Genomic DNA, 13,017 nt, shown 5'->3' on the forward strand with positions numbered 1-13,017 from the left:
TGGTCCGCATGACTGCAGAGAAGCCCGCGCCGGCCACCCCCCGCGAGCTGGGCATCGCCGAGCAGGTGGCCCTCTACCAGCGGGAATTCCCCACCGTCGACCCGCAGGTGGAGACCATCGTGCAGACGCTCTCCCGGGTCGCCCGGCGGATGACCGTCGCCTACGACCGGCAGCTGACTGTGCTCGGAATCACCTCCGCCGAGTGGGAGGTGCTCAAGGCGCTGGTGGTCGCCGGCGACCCCTACCGGCTCGGGCCCGGCGAGCTGGCCAAGCGGCTCGGGCTCACCCCCGCCGCGATGACCCACCGGATCGACCGGATGGTCACCGAGGGGCTGGTCACCCGGGAGCGGGACGAGTCCAACCGGGTCCGGGTGATCATCGAGCTCACCGAGCTCGGCCGGGACAAGTGGCTGGAGTCGATGCGGATGGCCGCGGTCTTCGAGGAGGAACTGCTCCAGGACCTCGTCGGCGAGGACCGCACCGTGCTCTCCGGGATGCTCGCCCGGATGCTGCGCCGGATCGAGGAGAGCCGGCCGGACGCGCTCGGGCGCACCGCCGACCTGAACTGAGGGCGCGCGGACAGCAGTCCGGCCCGCCGGGGGACTCCCCCGGCGGGCCGGACCGTTCGTGCGGTGGTGCGAGGGTCCGTCAGGCCCTCATCCGATCAGAGGTGGATCAGCAGGGGCCGTTGTCGGTCCAGACGCCCCACTGGCCGGCGAGCGACGGGTCGTCGCCCTTGGTCCACCACTTGTTGGTGTAGTAGTGGCCCTTCCACGAAACCTTGGTCGAGGTCGCGTAGGTGGTGGCCGCGTCCCAGCTCGGGGCGCCCGCGCAGCCGGCCGGGGTGGTCGGCGGCGTGGTCGGCGGCGTGGTCGGCGGAGTCGTGGGCGGGGTGGTCGGCGGCGTGGTGGGCGGCGTGGTCGGCGGGGTGGTCACCGGCGGGGCCGGGCAGCCGGCGGCCGAACCGTTGGTGGCCTCGACCATCTTGTCGAACAGGGCGGTCTTGTTGCCCAGGTCGTACAGCGAGAAGGCGAAGGAGCCGCCGAGGCCGTTGCAGTGCGCGTAGTCCAGCTTGGCCTGGATCGAGCGGGCGTCCTCACCGGACCAGAAGACGTTGCCGTCGTAGAAGTAGGTCGCCTTGGCGTCCTCGTCCCAGTAGGTCTTCGCCGGGTTGTCGACGAAGCCGGCCAGCTCCTTGTACATCTGGATGCCGGCGACGCCGCCCGAGAGCGGGGCACCCGGGGCCGGGGCGGTGGCGGCCTGGAACAGACCGTTCTTGCCGTTGTTCTGGACGCCGGTCCAGCCGCGGTAGTAGAACGGCACGCCGACGTTGATCTTCTTGGCCGGGAAGCCACCGGGGATGCCGTACTGCGGGTCACCCACGGTGTAGGCCTTGACGGCGTTGTCGACCGAGTACTTGCCGGTGCCACCGGGGACCGGGTTCATCGGGTCGTTCGGGCCGCTGTAGATCGGGGCCTGGTGGTTGGTCGGGCCCTTGGCCTCCCAGCCGCCGTGCATGTCGTACGTCATGATGTCGAGGAACGACAGGTACTGACCGATCTTGTCGGTCTCGACGTTCTTGATCTTGTCCTGGCCGGCGCCCACCGCGGCCGCGGTGTGGTAGGTCTTGCCGTCGGCCTTGCCCTGCGCGTCGAGCTGCTCACGCAGCTCCTTCAGCAGCAGGGTGAAGTTCTGCTTGTCGTTCGGGCTCTCCTGGTTGCCGAGGTGGCCGCCGCCGCCCGGGTACTCCCAGTCGATGTCGATGCCGTCGAAGATGCCGGCCGCCGAGCCCGGGCCGCCGTAGCCGGCGTCGACCGGCAGGTTGCCCTTGATGAACATGTCGATGCAGGACGAGACCAGCTTCTTGCGCGAGGCGTCCGTGGCGGCCGCCGACGAGAAGTACTTGGAGTACGTCCAGCCACCCAGCGAGATCAGGATCTTGAGGTTCGGGTTCTTCGCCTTCAGCTTCTTCAGCTGGTTGAAGTTGCCCGCGATCGGCTGGCCCCAGACGTCGCCGACGCCGTCGACCGAGATGTCCGGGCCGAAGCTCTTCTGGTAGTCGGCGAACGCGTCCGCCGCGCCGTCACCCGCGCTCGGGTTGTTCTCGTCCTGGCTCGCGGCCTTGGTGGCCTGGAAACAGGTGCCGTTGGTGGGGTGGATGTTGGCGAACGAGTAGATCAGGTAGTCCAGCTTCCCGGCGACGCCGGTGTCCTGGATCGTCTTGGGGTAGTACGCGTTCGAGTAGATCGACCACTGGTCGAAGTAGGCGACCTTGATGCCACCGCTGGTGGCGGGCGCGCCGGTGCTGTTGCCGACGGCGGCGTTGGCGGTGGCGCCGCCGCTGAGCGCGAGGCCCGCGCCGAGCAGCAGGGAGGCCGTGGTACCGGCGGCGATCGCGGTCAGGGACTTGGACCGCTTGCGGCGGCCGCCCTCCTGAACCGGGGCCCCGGCCCTTTCGATGCGTGAACGGAGCATGGGTGCGTGACTCCTGGGTGTGGGGGATTCCGACGCGCCCCGGGGCGCAGGTACGGGGTGGGGCCGTACGACCGGGACATGACAGAACAGGATGGGGGAATCGAGCGGAACATGCCTTGACGGACGCCGGGATAAGCCGAACCGGCGTCAGCGGCGGACCGCTGACGCCGGCTCAGGGGCTCCCTGCACCTGGGCACTAAAATGGACTAGACCAACTACCCCGTCAAGGGGTGATGTTGACGCTTGAGCCGCCCTTAAGGTTCGCCGGGAACCGAAGCACCCCCGCTGACCTGCGGATCAGCGGGGGTGGCCGGGGCGCGGCGGGCGGTCGGTACGCGGTCAGTACCGAACGGCATTGGCGACTACGGCCTTCACCGAGCCCGAGAGGTCCCGGTTGCTGGTCGCCTTCGCGTCGGTCTTCTGACCCGCCGCCAGGTCCGGCACGGTCACCGCCGTCACGTCCAGCAGATTGCCGCTGTCGTCGGTGAAGTTGACCTGGATCACGTACCGGCTGGTGTCCTGCCCGTGGTTGGTGACGGTCAGCGTCGTCTCGGCCTTGCCGTTCGCGAACGAGACCGCCCCGGGCGCGACGTCGCCCTTCGCGTCCAGCCCGCCCTTGATGCCGGCGATCGCGGAGGAGGCCTTCGCCTGCGCCGAGGAGACCGCGGAGGCCGCCGCCGAGGGAAGCCCGCCGGCCGCCGAGGCCAGCACCGAACTCGCGGCCGAGGCCGCGGCGGAGGCGGCGCCGGCGATCGCCGAACCCGCCTGCGCGGCGGCCGAGGTGGCCGCGCTGCCGGTCTTGCCCTCACTGGACGAGGAGCAGCCCGCCAGCGCCGCCCCGCCGACCAGGGCGGCGACCGCCGCCGCGGCCAGCACGCGGTGCGGGCGGCGGACGACGGGGGCGTACGGGTCGGCGGCGGTCGGCCGGGACGGGGCCGCGGGGCGGCGGATCGATTGGCGGTCCATCGGGGTCCTCGATTCTGGCCGTCGGGGTTCCGGCCGTCGGGTCCGGCCGGCGCCGGGCTGCCCGGCGGGCCTCCCCGCCCACGTTCCGGGGAGCGCGCGGCGTTCGCCACCAGGGCCGGGGCGTTCGGGTGACCCGGCCCCGGGAAGCGAGCCGGGTCAGGAGAGCCCCGAGCCCTCCTGGGTCTCCGACTCCACCGCCGCGCGCTCCTCCGCCAGCCGCAGCGCGTGCCGGCGGCGGGCCACCACCCCGTACGCCGAGGCCGCGCTCGCCGCGAAGGCCAGCAGACCGACCCACGGCTGGTTGAAGGCGTGCCCGGTCAGATGGTCCAGCGAGTACCGGCCCGGGCCGGCCAGGCCCAGCGCCAGACCGGCCGCGCCGAGGAACGCCGGGTACTCGTAGCCGCCGCCCATCGCGAAGAAGCCCGCCGGGGCGTGCACCGCGACGGCGCCCGCCATCGTCCCGGCCACCACCGCGCCGGCCGCGGGTGTGGCCAGCCCGGCCACCAGCATCGCGCCGCCACCGGCCTCGCCGAGGCCCGCGGCCAGGGCGCTCTGTCGCGGCGGGTGGAAGCCCATCGCCTCCATCGCCTTGGCGGTGCCGTCCAGGCCGCCACCGCCGAACCAGCCGAACAGTTTCTGGGTGCCGTGGGCGATCAGCACCCCGCCGACGGCACCGCGCAGGGCCAGCAGGCCCAGGTCGCTACGGTTCAGAGCCATGTCGAAGTCCCCTTCGGGAGCCCTCCGCCGCGCGGAGGGGTGGTCCGGCTTCCATCGCAGCGGAAACCGCCGGTCGGCTCGACCCGGGGCGGCCGTTCGGGCGAATCAGGGCGCGAACGGGAATAATTCGGACAGGCGTGGCACCCGGGCGGGACCGATCGCCGCGGCCATGCTTGGCGCATGTTCGTCTTCGATCTGAGCAGCGCCTTCATCGCCTTCTTCGCCGTGGTCGGCCCGCCGAAGGTCCTGCTGTCCTTCGCCCGGCTGGCCGGCACCCGGAGCACCGGGGAGCTGCGGCGGCTGGCGGCCTGGAGCTCGGTCATCTCGGCCGTGATCGGGACGGGCCTCGCCTTCAGCGCCGACTTCGTCACCTCACTGTTCCACATCAGCGACCAGTCGTTGCAGCTCGCCGGCGGACTGATCTTCTTCGTCTACGCGGTCGCGCTGGTCTTCGGCGTGCACCTCGGCGCCGGCGCCGACGAGGCGGACGAGCACCTGGCCGGCCCGCTGGTGGACGGCATCCGCGAGCTGTTGCTGCCGTACCTGGCCAGCCCGCTCGCCGTCACCGCGGTCCTGGTCGGTTCGCTCGCCAAGGACGACTGGGGCTGGCACGCCACCGTGGCCGGCGCGTACGTCGCCGTGGTGGTGATCAACTTCATCAGCGTCGCCGTCCTGGCCCCGCTGATGCAGCGCACCCACCGGACTTCGCTGGAGGTGATCGCCCGGCTGCTCGGCCTGCTGCTCGCGGCGGTCGGCGCCGAGCTGTTCCTCGAAGGGCTGGCCGGGCTCGGCGTGCACCTGCCCGAGGGGCACTGAGGGGCGCCGAGGGGTACTGGGCCGCGCTGCGACACGGGGCGCAGCGCGGCAGAGCGGTTCGGGCGGGGCGGCTCGGGCGGCGGGACGGCTCAGGCGGCCGCGGCCAGCCGGACCAGCGCCTCCCCGATCCGGTCGCGCACCAGCGGATCGGCGACCAGCCCGTCCGCCCCGACGTCCCCGCGCACCAGCGGCAACCGCACGCAGGCGCCCTCCACCACGGTCGCCCCCGTGTAGCGCAGCACCGTGCCCAGCGTCGCCTCGGCCCCCAGGCCGCGCCCGGTCCCGGCGGCGTTGATCCAGGCGGCCGGCTTGTCCGCGATCTCGATGCCGCCGACCGTCCAGTCCAACAGGTTCTTGAAGGCACCCGGCAGGGTCCCGGCGTACTCGGGCGTACAGATCAGCAGGGCGTCGGCGGCCTCGATCGCCGCCCGCAGCGCGGTGACCGGCTCCGGCAGCGGGTCGGTGTCGAGGTCCGGGTTGAAGTGCGGCAGTCCCGCCAGCCCGGTGTAGTAGCTGGTCGCGATTCCCTCGGTGGCGAGCGCCACGGCGGCGGCGGTGCGCAGCACGGTCTCGTTGACGGACCCGGCGCGCAGGCTGCCGGGGAGCAGCAGGATGTGACGGTCGATCGGCATGGGCAGGAACCTATCGGCCGGTTCAGGGCACGACCACCGGCCGCCAGGGAACGGGGCTGGAGAGGATCATCGAGCTGGCCGGCTGGCCGTAGCCGCCGAGGCGGTCGATCAGGGCCTCGAAATCGGCCATCGCCGGAACGGCGACCAGCAGCACGCAGCAGGCGCCGCCGGTGACCCGGTGCAACTGGAGCACCTCCGGCCAGCCGGCCACCTCCGGGTCGCGCAGCACGCAGCGCGGGCCGTAGCACTGGAGCTGCACCAGCGCGGTGATCGGCAGGCCGGAGCGGGTGAGGTCGACGTGGGCGTGGTAGCCGGAGATCACCCCGTCGGCCTCCAGGCGGCGGACCCGTTCGGCCACGGCGGGTGCGGACAGGCTCACCCGGCGCGAGAGTTCGTTGTAGGAGAGCCGGGCGTCGGCCTGCAGCTCGGCCAGCAGGCGGCGGTCGACGGCGTCCACGGCGGCTCCTGAGGGTGTGGTCCGGTTGGCTGGAAACCGCTGCTTTGCGATCGTGAAGAGGATCGGGAAAACACCTCTCGTACGACAGGCGCGGCCGCGGTTGCCGTGCCCGCCGCCCATTCAAATGCGGGACGGGCCGCCGCACAATGGGGCTCCGGCGACGACCGGGGCGACCAGCGCGGATCCCGGGCCCGTCCGGCGGTTCGGTTCGCCGACGACTTCTGGAGGGATCGGGTATGGGGCACGACACGGTGGAGAGGCCCAACCTGTCGTTCGGCCGGGCCGGGGAGCCGGAGCGGGGCACCCCGTACGCGCGCTACGTGCGGCTGGACGAACTGCACGGCCTGCAGCACCCGCTCAGCGAGGAGCCCGCAGAGCTGTCGTTCATCGTCACCACCCAGGTGATGGAACTGCTGTTCGGCCTGCTGCGGCACGAGTGGACGCTCGCCCAGCGGGCCCTGCGCGCGGACGACCTGCCGGGCGCCCTGGCCGCGCTGCGCCGCAGCACGCACGTCCAGGACGTGCTGGTGGAGTCCTGGGACCTGCTGGCCACGCTCACCCCGCAGGAGTTCAACGCCTTCCGCCCGCTGTTCGGCGAGGCCTCCGGCTTCCAGTCCTCGGCCTTCCTGCAGCTGGAGTTCCTGCTCGGCAACAAGAACGCCGCGCTGCTGAACATGTACCGCGACAGCCCGCGCACGCACGCCGAGCTGACCGCCGCCCTGCGCTCCCCCACCCTCTACGACGACGCGCTCGCGCTGCTGGCCCACCGCGGCCTGGCCGTGCCGCAGACCGTCTCCGAGCAGCGCCACCAGGCCGACGAGGCGGTCGCGGACGCCTGGCGGCGGGTCTACACCGAGCCGGAGCACGCGGCGCTGCTGCCGCTGGCCGAGGCGCTGCTGGACGTCGCCGAGCGGGTGACCCGCTGGCGCCAGCGCCACCTGGCGGCGGTCAAGCGGGCGATGGGCGGCAAGCCCGGCTCCGGCGGCTCCAGCGGTCTGACCTGGCTGCGCCGCTCCGCCGAGCAGGACGTCTTCCCCGAGCTGTGGGCGATCCGGGACGGGCTGTGACGACCCCGCAGCGTCCCGGCGGGCGTGAACGGGCAGTGGAAGAGGACAGGGCGAGGGAAGGGCTGGGCATGATCACGCGCGAGGAGTGCGCGGCGCTGGACGCCGCCGACCCGCTGGCGGCGTTCCGCGGGGAGTTCGCCCTGCCACCGGGGGTGATCTACCTGGACGGCAACTCGCTCGGCGCGCTGCCGGTCCGCACCCCCGAGCGGGTGCGGACGGTGGTCGAGCGGGAGTGGGGCCGGGAGCTGATCCGCAGCTGGAACGACGCGGGCTGGTTCGAGCAGCCGTACCGGCTGGGCCGGCGGATCGCCCCGCTGGTCGGGGCCGCCCCGCAGGAGCTGGTGGTCTGCGACACCACCTCGGTCAACCTGTTCAAGGTGCTGGCGGCGGCGCTGCGGCTGCGTCCGGGCCGCTCCGCCGTCCTGGGCGACCGCGCGGCCTTCCCGACCGACCTCTACATCGCCGAGGGCGTGACCGGGCTGGTCCCGGGCGCCCGCAGCGTGCTGATCGACCCGGCCGAGCTGGACGCGCACCTGGACGGGGACGTCGCCGCGGTCGTCCTCTCGCACGTCGACTACCGGACCGGCGAGCTGCTGGACATGCCCGGGATCACCGCCCGGGTGCGGGCCGCCGGGGCGCTGATGATCTGGGACGTCTGCCACTCGGTGGGCGCGCTGCCGGTCGAACTCTCCGCCAGTGGCGCCGACTTCGCGGTCGGCTGCACCTACAAGTACCTCAACGGCGGCCCCGGCTCACCGGCCTTCCTGTACGTCGCCGAGCGGCATCTGGCGGCCGGGGCGCCGCAGCCGCTGAGCGGCTGGTTCGGGCACGCCCGTCCGTTCGCCTTCGAGCCCGGCTACGACCCGAAGGACGGCATCGGCCGCTTCCTCACCAGCTCGCCGTCGCTGCTCGGCCAGGCCGCGCTGGAGGCCTCGCTGGACGTCTGGGAGCGGGCCGACCGGGCCGCCGTCCGGGCCAAGAGCCTGGCGCTGACCGATCTGTTCATCGGTCTGGTGGAGGGCCTGGACGGCATCGAGGTGGTGACCCCGCGCGAGCACGCCCGGCGCGGCAGCCAGGTGGCGCTGCGGCACGCCGACGGCTACCCGGTGGTGCAGGCGCTGATCGCCCGCGGTGTGATCGGGGACTTCCGGGCCCCGGACCTCATGCGCTTCGGCTTCACCCCGCTCTACCTCTCGCACACCGAGGTGTGGGACGCGGCGCGGCACCTGGCCCAGGTGCTGGAGAGCGGCGAGTGGAAGGACGAGCGCTTCTCCCGGCGCGGCGAGGTGACCTGAGGCCGGCGAACGCAACGGGGCCGCCCGGTCGGAGGACCGGGCGGCCCCCGGCTGTGCGGTGCCTACCGCGAGCGGCTAGCCGTGGCGGCCCCGGCGCCGGGCGGCCAGGACGGCGAGCCCGCCGAGGACGAGCAGGACGCCCCCGACGAGGCCGAAGGTCACGGCGTTGCCCGAACCGGTCGAGGCCAGCGAACCGCCGCCTCCGCCGCTACTGGGCGCGGGCTGCTGCCCGGTCGGGCCCTGGCTCGTGGGCCCGTCGCCGGTGGGTGCGGCGGCGGACGAGCTGGACGTGGCGGTCGGGCCGGTCGGGGCCGCCGAGGTGGTGGTCCCGGTCGGCGCCGGCGAGGTGGCCGTCTCCGTCGGGGCCGGCGAGGTCGCGGTCTCCGTCGGGGCCGGCGTGGTGGACGTCTCCGTCGACGTCGGCGACGGGCCGGTCGGCGTCGGCGAGGTGGTGGTTCCGGTCGGCGTGGGGGTGGTGGGGGTCGGGGTCGGGGTCGGCGAGGTGGGCGTCGGGGTCGGCTCGACCGCGCAGTCCGGCAGGTCCCCGTCGAACGGGTAGCTGTGGATCTCGTAGCCGCCGTTGCCGGTCTGTATCAGGTTGCCCGCCAGGTAGACCCGGCCGTTCATGCCCGGCATGTCGATGGTCGTGGTGCCGGCCGGGTTGCCCGCCATCACCGCGCCCTGGAACTGCGCGCTGCCGTTGATCTGCGCCGCCGTGGCCGTGGGGAAGTTCCACAGCAGCTTGGAGCGCATCTCGGTGGTCTGGTCGCCCGGCAGGCCGGTACCGGTGTAGGTGTTGATGACCGGGTCGGCCGACTGCATGTTGACCACGACGGTCGCGCCGGCCGGGATGTTCGCGAACACCAGGCCGATCTGCCCGCCGGTCGGCGAGGTGAGGTTCCCGGGGACGTTGAAGACCTGCTTCATGCTGGTCCCGTCACCGGTGAAGGTCGCCTCGCTGCCGGTGAGCGCGACGGTACCGGTGGCGGCGGTGCGGCCGACACAGGCGGAGACGTCCTCGATCTGGGTGAGCACCGAGCGGTACGGCGCGGCGGCGCCGGCGTCCTGTATCGCCTCGCCGGTCGGGTCGATGGAGACCGAGCCGGTGAGCGTGCCCGCGTGCCGCAGGTTGCCGAAGGCCTGGCCCTTGGAGTCGATGCCGCCGATCAGCAGGCTGTTGTCGGGCTGGACGGTGACCTTGCCGCCGACCGTGAGGAAGTCGCTGCCGTTCGGCGGGACGACCCGCGAACCGACACCGACCACGCCCGCGTTGAAGATGCCGCCGCCGTTCTTGTCGACGGTGAAGTCGCCGAGGGTGACGATCCTGCCCTCGGCCTCGGCCGCCCGGCCGGCGACCGTGTAGTTGCCGCCGGTGAAGACGTTGATGGCGGCGTCCCGGCCCGGGAAGTCGCCGTTGTTGACGCCCGGCCAGGTGGCCGGGCAGTCCGGTCCGCTGCACGCGCCCAGCGGCGGGGCCAGCGGGGCGGCCGAACCGACCGTCAGCACCGCCGCGAGCGGCAGCACGGCCGTGGCCGTCGCCGCCGCGATCCTGACGTTGCGGCGCCCGCGGGGGCGGGGGACCCGTCCCGCGGTGGCTCTTCTGTGACCGGGTGTACCGGTTCCCTGACTCATCTGCACATTCCTCCGCGAAGAGAGAGGCAGGTGGAAGGGCACCCGCCTCGTTCCGGTTGATCCTGCATCATCCCGGCCGATACCTAGAGAATCCAGAGATTTTGGATATCGGGCATCAAATCGGGCAATCGGCACCCTACAGACCATCAGCGCCAATCGGAAAATCTTCCGAACGGAAGGATCGACCGTGTCCTCCCTGGCCACCCGCGGCCCCGCTAGGTTGGAGGCATGACTTCCGACGCCATCGCCACCGTCGCCACCAGCGCCGACGTGCTGCGCCACCCCGGGGCCGGCGAGCACCTGCTCACCGCCGTGGAGAAGGAGCGCGCCGCCCGGTTCCGGCACGAGTCGGGACGGGTCGACTTCATCGCCGCGCACGCCCTGGTCCGGCTCTGCGCCGCCCGCCTGCTCGGCGTCCCGGCCACCGCGCTGACCCTCGCCCAGCACTGCCCCGACTGCGGCAAGGGCGACCACGGCAAGCCCTACCTGCCCGACCACCCCGGGGTCGCGGTCAGCCTCTCGCACACCAAGGGCGTGGTCGCGGCCGCCGCCGGGCACCGGCCGATCGGCGTCGACGTCGAGCTGACCGACCGCGGCGGCAGCCTGCTGGACGTCGCGCCCCGGGTGCTCACCGAGGCGGAGCTGCGGCTGGTGCGGGAGCACCCCGACCCGGCGCGGGCCTTCCTACGGCTCTGGGTCCGCAAGGAGGCCCTGATCAAGATCGGCCGCACCACCCTGGACGGCCTCGCCGCCGTCGACCTCTCCGGGCTCCCGCTCGACCTGCCCGACGGCCGGCCGCTGCTCAGCACCTTCGAGGGGCTCCGGCTGCTCGACTGGGTGGACGAGGCGCACGGGGCGGCCGTCGCGGCGGTCTGCGAGCTGCCGCCGCGGGCCGTGGAGCTGAGTGCTCTCTAGAGCTGCCCAGGTGGGGGCCGGTCGGACGGTCGGATAAGCGGTGTTAGCGTCCTGGGCGGGGCGAGGAGATCCGTCCGCCCCGGCTGCCCGCGCCGCGACCGCCGACGGGCCGCCCCCGTTGAGTCACAAGGGTGCCCCGCCATGGCCAAGTTCCTGCTGAGCCTGCACGTCCTCGCCTCGGTGCTGTTCATCGGCCCGGTGGCCGTGGCCGTCAGCATGTTCCCGCGCCGGGCGAAGGCCGCGCTGGCGGGCGGGCCCGAGCAGGCCGCCGACGCCGGCATGCTGCGGCTGCTGCACCGGATCACCCAGGTCTACGCGCTGCTCGGGATCGCCGTTCCGGTCCTCGGCATCGGACTCGCCCAGGTGATGGACGTGCTCGGCCAGTCCTGGATGATCGCGTCGATGGTGCTGACCGCCGTCGCGGCCCTGTCGCTGCTGCTGTTCGTCCTGCCCGCGCAGCAGGCCGCGGTGGACGCGCTCGCCCTGGACGGCGGCTCGGCGGAGCACGGCAAGGCGGTCAACGGGCTCAAGCTGCTGCCGATGACGGCGGGCGTCTTCAACCTGCTCTGGGCGGTCGTCGTGGTGCTGATGATCGTCCGGCCGGGTTCCACCACCGGCGCCTGACGCCCCCGCGTCCGCCCATGTGTCCGCGGTAGTACTGTCCCCGCCATGACGATCACGGTGGGGATGGGACCGGAAGCCGCCGGCCGGGGCGTGGGCACGCTGCTGCGCGGCTGGCGGGAGCGGCGCCGGCTCAGCCAGCTGCAACTGGCCCTGCTGGCCGACTCCTCGGCCCGGCACATCAGCTTCATCGAGAACGGCCGCGCCCGGCCCAGCCAGGAGATGGTGCTCAGGCTCGCCGAGCACCTCGACGTCCCGGTCCGCGAGCGCAACGCGCTGCTGCTGGCCGCCGGGTACGCGCCGCACTACCCGGAGAAGCGGCTGGACGACCCGGCGATGGCGGCCCTGCGCTCCGGGATGGAGCGGCTGCTCGCCTCGCACGACCCGTACCCGGCGCTGGTCGTCGACGGGACCTTCCAGGTCCTCGCGGCCAACCGGGCCCTCGGGCTGCTGCTCTCCGGAGTCGCGCCGCACCTGCTGGAGCCTCCGCTCAACGCGATGCGGATCACCCTGCACCCGGAGGGCCTCGCACCGCGGATCCTCAACCTGCGGCAGTGGCGGCGACACCTGCTGGAGCGGATGGAGCAGCAGCTCGGGCTGGTCCGCTCGGAGCCGCTGCGGGCCCTGCTGGAGGAGGTCCGGGCCTACCCCGAGCCGCCCGGCACGGCGGCGGACGGTGACGGGGAGGAGGACATCACCGAGCTGTTCCCGTTCGCCCTGCCGCTGCGGGTCGCCCACGAGGGGCGGGTGCTGTCCTTCCTGTCGACCATCGCGACCTTCAACACGCCGATGGACGTGACCGTCTCCGAGCTGGCCATGGAGACCTTCCTCCCGGCCGACCCGGAGACCGTCGCGTTCCTGCAGGAGGCCGTGGGGACGGCCCGGTAGTCACCCGGGCGGGCCGCCACACGCTCACCCGGTCACGCGGGTCACGCGCTCACCCGGTCACGCGGGTCACACGCTCACCCGGTCACACGGGCAGCCGGCGCAGGGCGGTGAACTGGAGCGCGGCGAAGAGGGCCACCGTCGCGGCCTGGAGCGGGATCCAGACGTAGCCGGCGGTGGTCGGCTCCAACCACAGCTCCATCGCCACCACGCTGAGCACCGTCCAGACCAGGTTGACGTCGATCACCGCCCGCACCGCGAGCCCCGGCGGCTGCGGGCGGGCCGCCAGCAGCCCGACCGCGAGGCCGAACACCGCCAGCACGGCGCCGAGTTCGAGCAGGGTCGAGCGGCCGACGCCCAGCAGCTCGCCGAGCGGGCCGGGGAAGGCCAGATAGGCGAGGCCGTTGCCGCCGCTGACCACGGCGTCGAGGGCGAGGAAGCCCCGCAGCGCCTTGACGGAGGCGGGGGCGGGGGCGGTGCGGCGGGCGGTGTTCAGGGTGTGCGCGGACATGGCGGATCGGCCTCCGGACGTGGGTGGG

14 protein-coding genes are annotated in these 13,017 nt (G+C 73.2%); 7 read left to right on the forward strand and 7 right to left on the reverse strand.

Annotation, left to right across the window (positions count from 1 at the left end):
- The first annotated feature begins 8 nt into the window (after positions 1-8).
- Positions 9-569 carry a MarR family winged helix-turn-helix transcriptional regulator gene (locus ACFU9E_RS23140; RefSeq protein WP_380688644.1) on the forward strand — a complete coding sequence of 187 codons (561 nt, stop codon included), beginning with the start codon at positions 9-11 and terminating at the stop codon, positions 567-569.
- 106 nt (positions 570-675) lie between these two features.
- Here ACFU9E_RS23140 and ACFU9E_RS23145 read toward each other — a convergent pair whose 3' ends face one another.
- From ACFU9E_RS23145 to ACFU9E_RS23155, 3 genes are all read right to left on the reverse strand, one after another.
- Complete coding sequence (locus tag ACFU9E_RS23145; protein WP_380688642.1) at positions 676-2,475, reverse strand: glycosyl hydrolase family 18 protein; 1,800 nt, start codon at positions 2,473-2,475, stop codon at positions 676-678.
- A 339-nt stretch (positions 2,476-2,814) separates the two neighbouring features.
- Positions 2,815-3,441, reverse strand: a complete 627-nt coding sequence (locus tag ACFU9E_RS23150; protein ID WP_380715280.1) for an FxLYD domain-containing protein — start codon at positions 3,439-3,441, stop codon at positions 2,815-2,817.
- A gap of 156 nt (positions 3,442-3,597) precedes the next feature.
- Positions 3,598-4,158: a DoxX family protein gene (locus tag ACFU9E_RS23155; RefSeq protein WP_380681774.1), complete on the reverse strand. Its 561-nt coding sequence runs from the start codon at positions 4,156-4,158 to the stop codon at positions 3,598-3,600.
- A gap of 180 nt (positions 4,159-4,338) precedes the next feature.
- Between ACFU9E_RS23155 and ACFU9E_RS23160 the strand changes: the two genes are divergently transcribed.
- Positions 4,339-4,974, forward strand: a complete 636-nt coding sequence (locus ACFU9E_RS23160; protein ID WP_380681776.1) for a MarC family protein — start codon at positions 4,339-4,341, stop codon at positions 4,972-4,974.
- Positions 4,975-5,063: 89 nt separating this feature from the next.
- On the opposite strand, the gene ACFU9E_RS23165 is transcribed toward ACFU9E_RS23160, so the two are convergent.
- Complete coding sequence (locus tag ACFU9E_RS23165; protein WP_380681778.1) at positions 5,064-5,606, reverse strand: NADPH-dependent FMN reductase; 543 nt, start codon at positions 5,604-5,606, stop codon at positions 5,064-5,066.
- Positions 5,607-5,628: 22 nt separating this feature from the next.
- Positions 5,629-6,063, reverse strand: coding sequence for an Lrp/AsnC family transcriptional regulator (locus ACFU9E_RS23170; protein ID WP_355362051.1), 435 nt, complete (start codon positions 6,061-6,063; stop codon positions 5,629-5,631).
- 236 nt (positions 6,064-6,299) lie between these two features.
- Between ACFU9E_RS23170 and ACFU9E_RS23175 the strand changes: the two genes are divergently transcribed.
- Both ACFU9E_RS23175 and kynU read left to right on the forward strand, forming a co-directional pair.
- Positions 6,300-7,130: a tryptophan 2,3-dioxygenase gene (locus ACFU9E_RS23175; protein ID WP_380681781.1), complete on the forward strand. Its 831-nt coding sequence runs from the start codon at positions 6,300-6,302 to the stop codon at positions 7,128-7,130.
- Between the two features lie 68 nt (positions 7,131-7,198).
- On the forward strand, positions 7,199-8,425 hold the full coding sequence (kynU, locus tag ACFU9E_RS23180) for a kynureninase (protein ID WP_380681783.1): 1,227 nt from the start codon (positions 7,199-7,201) through the stop codon (positions 8,423-8,425).
- A gap of 75 nt (positions 8,426-8,500) precedes the next feature.
- Here the strand turns inward: kynU and ACFU9E_RS23185 are convergent, their stop codons facing one another.
- Entirely contained in the window at positions 8,501-9,949 is a 1,449-nt protein-coding gene (locus tag ACFU9E_RS23185; RefSeq protein ID WP_380715282.1) for a choice-of-anchor A family protein, read from the reverse strand.
- 336 nt (positions 9,950-10,285) lie between these two features.
- Here ACFU9E_RS23185 and ACFU9E_RS23190 point away from each other — a divergent pair, with 336 nt between their 5' ends.
- The 3 genes from ACFU9E_RS23190 (at position 10,286) to ACFU9E_RS23200 (ending at position 12,481) form a co-directional block, all read left to right on the forward strand.
- Positions 10,286-10,972 carry a 4'-phosphopantetheinyl transferase family protein gene (locus ACFU9E_RS23190; protein WP_380681787.1) on the forward strand — a complete coding sequence of 229 codons (687 nt, stop codon included), beginning with the start codon at positions 10,286-10,288 and terminating at the stop codon, positions 10,970-10,972.
- Positions 10,973-11,113: 141 nt separating this feature from the next.
- Positions 11,114-11,596: a DUF2269 family protein gene (locus tag ACFU9E_RS23195; RefSeq protein WP_355362061.1), complete on the forward strand. Its 483-nt coding sequence runs from the start codon at positions 11,114-11,116 to the stop codon at positions 11,594-11,596.
- A 45-nt stretch (positions 11,597-11,641) separates the two neighbouring features.
- Positions 11,642-12,481: a helix-turn-helix domain-containing protein gene (locus ACFU9E_RS23200; protein ID WP_380681790.1), complete on the forward strand. Its 840-nt coding sequence runs from the start codon at positions 11,642-11,644 to the stop codon at positions 12,479-12,481.
- 82 nt (positions 12,482-12,563) lie between these two features.
- Here the strand turns inward: ACFU9E_RS23200 and ACFU9E_RS23205 are convergent, their stop codons facing one another.
- Positions 12,564-12,989 carry a hypothetical protein gene (locus tag ACFU9E_RS23205; protein WP_380681792.1) on the reverse strand — a complete coding sequence of 142 codons (426 nt, stop codon included), beginning with the start codon at positions 12,987-12,989 and terminating at the stop codon, positions 12,564-12,566.
- Positions 12,990-13,017: the final 28 nt, after the last annotated feature.

The organism is Kitasatospora sp. NPDC057595 (genome assembly GCF_042800875.1).
Taxonomy (GTDB): Bacteria; Actinomycetota; Actinomycetes; order Streptomycetales; family Streptomycetaceae; genus Kitasatospora.

Coding starts and splice junctions, on each gene's coding strand:
- ACFU9E_RS23165 (WP_380681778.1), bottom strand. CDS start 5,606: ATGCCGATCGACCGTCACATCCTGCTGCTCCCCGGCAGCCTGCGCGCC.
- ACFU9E_RS23175 (WP_380681781.1), top strand. CDS start 6,300: ATGGGGCACGACACGGTGGAGAGGCCCAACCTGTCGTTCGGCCGGGCC.
- ACFU9E_RS23145 (WP_380688642.1), bottom strand. CDS start 2,475: ATGCTCCGTTCACGCATCGAAAGGGCCGGGGCCCCGGTTCAGGAGGGC.
- ACFU9E_RS23140 (WP_380688644.1), top strand. CDS start 9: ATGACTGCAGAGAAGCCCGCGCCGGCCACCCCCCGCGAGCTGGGCATC.
- ACFU9E_RS23155 (WP_380681774.1), bottom strand. CDS start 4,158: ATGGCTCTGAACCGTAGCGACCTGGGCCTGCTGGCCCTGCGCGGTGCC.
- ACFU9E_RS23195 (WP_355362061.1), top strand. CDS start 11,114: ATGGCCAAGTTCCTGCTGAGCCTGCACGTCCTCGCCTCGGTGCTGTTC.
- ACFU9E_RS23200 (WP_380681790.1), top strand. CDS start 11,642: ATGACGATCACGGTGGGGATGGGACCGGAAGCCGCCGGCCGGGGCGTG.
- ACFU9E_RS23160 (WP_380681776.1), top strand. CDS start 4,339: ATGTTCGTCTTCGATCTGAGCAGCGCCTTCATCGCCTTCTTCGCCGTG.
- ACFU9E_RS23205 (WP_380681792.1), bottom strand. CDS start 12,989: ATGTCCGCGCACACCCTGAACACCGCCCGCCGCACCGCCCCCGCCCCC.
- ACFU9E_RS23150 (WP_380715280.1), bottom strand. CDS start 3,441: ATGGACCGCCAATCGATCCGCCGCCCCGCGGCCCCGTCCCGGCCGACC.
- kynU (WP_380681783.1), top strand. CDS start 7,199: ATGATCACGCGCGAGGAGTGCGCGGCGCTGGACGCCGCCGACCCGCTG.
- ACFU9E_RS23190 (WP_380681787.1), top strand. CDS start 10,286: ATGACTTCCGACGCCATCGCCACCGTCGCCACCAGCGCCGACGTGCTG.